This is a genomic window from Nostoc sp. CCY0012 (assembly GCF_963920855.1).
Lineage (GTDB): Bacteria > Cyanobacteriota > Cyanobacteriia > Cyanobacteriales > Nostocaceae > Cyanocohniella.
The window spans coordinates 1-2755 of the sequence record NZ_CAWUDM010000214.1 but is presented as its reverse complement, the minus strand read 5'-3'; the positions used below and the strand labels follow the sequence as shown (position 1 = coordinate 2755).

Below are 2755 nucleotides of genomic sequence, written 5' to 3'. Positions count from 1 at the left end.
ACTGTCAACGGATTGATCCTTGAGGAAGTCGAGGATGTCTTTGACGTAGGGTTTGGCAGCATCGCCCAGATTTCCCAATGCCTCTGCTGCACCTCTACGAACATTACTGTCAACGGATTTATCCTTGAGGAGTTTGGCAGCTTTATGTGCAATATCTTCTGGTTTCTGAAATACTGCTTTTAAATTTTTTAGCTCATATTGGTTGAATATATTAAAAGCATATTTCTTAACTGAGTTATGTCCATCATCAAGGGCGGCTACTATACCGTTAATCTGCCATGCTTCCGGCTTGGGTTTGAGGGTTTCTTTGGCGCTTAACCAAGGTAGAGAGAGGAGAAAAGTTAGGAGTAGTGTGAAACAGAAAAGGAAAAAGAGCGAGAGCTTGCTGTTCTGGCGGAGATTTAGCAGCATAATTTGAGGCAAGGTGGCAGATTACACGCGATTATGGGTATGATAACAACCTTGCAACTTCTAATTCCTGATTGAGAGCTTTTAATGCTTGCTCATGAGTATTAAAGGCTCATTAATCAACATCAGAGGTTCATTTGCTAAGTTCAAAGGCTCATCGCTAACCTTAACGGTAGTATCCTCAGAGAAGGCCCCGAGTTCCCCACTCCCCACTCCCTTCCTCTTGTGATACGCTATCTGCTTGAGGAATGTAGAGGTACTCAAAATGACTAAATTACGGGTGGGACTGCTGTTTGGTGGTCGTTCGGGGGAGCATGAGGTTTCTATTAGTTCAGCACGGGCGATCGCCAAAGCTTTAAGTGCAGAGGAAAATGCTAGTAAGTACGAAATTTTGCCTTTTTATATCCAAAAGGATGGGTGCTGGTTAGGCGGCGAAGTACCTCAACAAGTTCTAGAGTCTGGCACTCCCCACCAAGAAAGTCAAAACTCTGCTCTCGGATTGTGGCAATATCCTGCTCAAGTTACGGAAGTGGATGTTTGGGTTCCCATTCTCCACGGCCCTAACGGTGAAGACGGGACAATTCAGGGATTACTCACTTTAATGCAAGTTCCCTTTGTTGGTTCTGGGGTATTAGGTTCAGCGTTGGGTATGGATAAGATTGCCATGAAAATGGCATTTGACCAAGCAGGATTAACCCAGGTGAAATATCAGGCGTTGACAAGAGCGCAAGTTTGGTCAAATCCTTGTGTATTTCCGAAATTATGCGATGAAATTGAGGCAGCTTTAGGCTATCCCTGTTTTGTTAAGCCTGCTAACTTAGGTTCATCAGTGGGTATTGCCAAAGTGCGATCGCGCTCTGAATTAGAAGCAGCTTTAGATAATGCAGCTAGTTATGATCGCCGGATCATCGTCGAAGCAGGCGTAGTTGCTAGAGAAGTCGAATGTGCCGTATTAGGTAATGATCAAACTCAAGCCTCTATCGTAGGTGAGATTACTTTTAACAGTGACTTTTATGATTATGAAACTAAATATACTGTCGGTAAAGCAGATTTACTGATACCTACACCTCTCCCAGATGCCATTATTAGCCAAATTCAGGAAATGGCATTACAAGCCTTTGCAGCTGTTGACGCTGCCGGGTTAGCAAGGGTAGACTTTTTCTACGTAGAAGCCACAGGGGAAGTATTGATTAATGAAATCAACACCTTCCCAGGCTTTACTGCTACTAGCATGTACCCCCAACTCTGGGGCTATAGCGGCATCCCATTTTCTGAGTTAGTTCATCGGTTGATTCAATTAGCTTTAGAAAGACATTCTAGTCACGAATCAAAATCATAGCCCCCAGAACAATCTCCCTAAAAGCAGTTATTTTGACAAAATATATGGGATTTAGTAGCCTATGCAGCCAAAAAAAAGCTACTGAATTCCGAAATCTGGCTACGGATACCTGATGCTTAACTCCTCCAGTACAATCATGGGCTAGAGGGGTACAAATCTGAAAGTAATCATGGAACATAGTCAGAGCGTACAGCAAGAGCTAATAAAAGTCCCAGACCTGGCCAACACTGGGTCTGGACTAATAAGTAGCTCCAACATGTTTATCTATATGCTTACACGCCACCCACTGCTATTGTTAGCTGGATTGTTAACAATGCTTATGGGATCTGCGGCTTTAGCCTTATATAGCTTGGGTTATGCGGACACAGCAGAAATAGAAGAAATTCCGGCTGTAGTGGAAACACCAATCACAACGCCCTCTGAGAATAGCAATCCTACACCTTTATGGATGGTATTTGCGATCGCCCTCAGTTGCGGGAGTGGCTGCTTCATCATTGTCCGGTTACTCAACCTTCCTAAACAGCGTCAAAAAGTCCGCAAACCGATCAAACGCCAACGTCAACCCATACCCTTGACACCAAGCGATTGCGAGAAGCGCAGCGCCAGAGGCGATCACCCAACATGGGAGCCAGCAGCTTTAAAAAATCCGCCAGTTTTTGTGCCTAGGCAACCATTAAAGCCTATTTACGCCATGCGACCCAAACCCAGGACTTTGGTGACAGTTCTGCCCACAGAACATAGGCATCCACTAGATCAAAGAAAAGAATCTTTGGCAGAGTTGATGGATATACGTAAACAAAATTCTTTGTCTAGAATTTTACAGAAGTATTAATATTACTGTAAAAGAAAAACTTTTGAAATCAAGAAGCTTCTAACCAATAAGGGTACGGTCTGACCGTACCTTTAAAAGTATATAAATACACTAAGAGGGGAGTAGGGAGTAGGGAGTAGGGAGTAGGGAGTGGACAAGAACGAAAATACTTCCATCCCCCCATCCCCCTATCCCCC

The 2755-nt window shown here is 44.0% G+C and carries 2 protein-coding genes and 1 pseudogene; 2 read left to right on the top strand and 1 reads right to left on the bottom strand.

The features are described 5' to 3' along the window. Positions 1-411: pseudogene (locus ACM0OS_RS28675) on the bottom strand (PBS lyase); the annotation flags it as partial. Between the two features lie 262 nt (positions 412-673). On the opposite strand from ACM0OS_RS28675, the gene ACM0OS_RS28670 reads away from it, so the two are divergent. Together ACM0OS_RS28670 and ACM0OS_RS28665 are read left to right on the top strand one after the other, a co-directional pair. Next, complete coding sequence (locus ACM0OS_RS28670) at positions 674-1747, top strand: D-alanine--D-alanine ligase family protein (RefSeq protein ID WP_414546573.1); 1074 nt, start codon at positions 674-676, stop codon at positions 1745-1747. Positions 1748-2015: 268 nt separating this feature from the next. Continuing rightward, on the top strand, positions 2016-2579 hold the full coding sequence (locus tag ACM0OS_RS28665) for a hypothetical protein (RefSeq protein WP_414546572.1): 564 nt from the start codon (positions 2016-2018) through the stop codon (positions 2577-2579). The last annotated feature ends 176 nt before the right edge of the window (positions 2580-2755 follow it).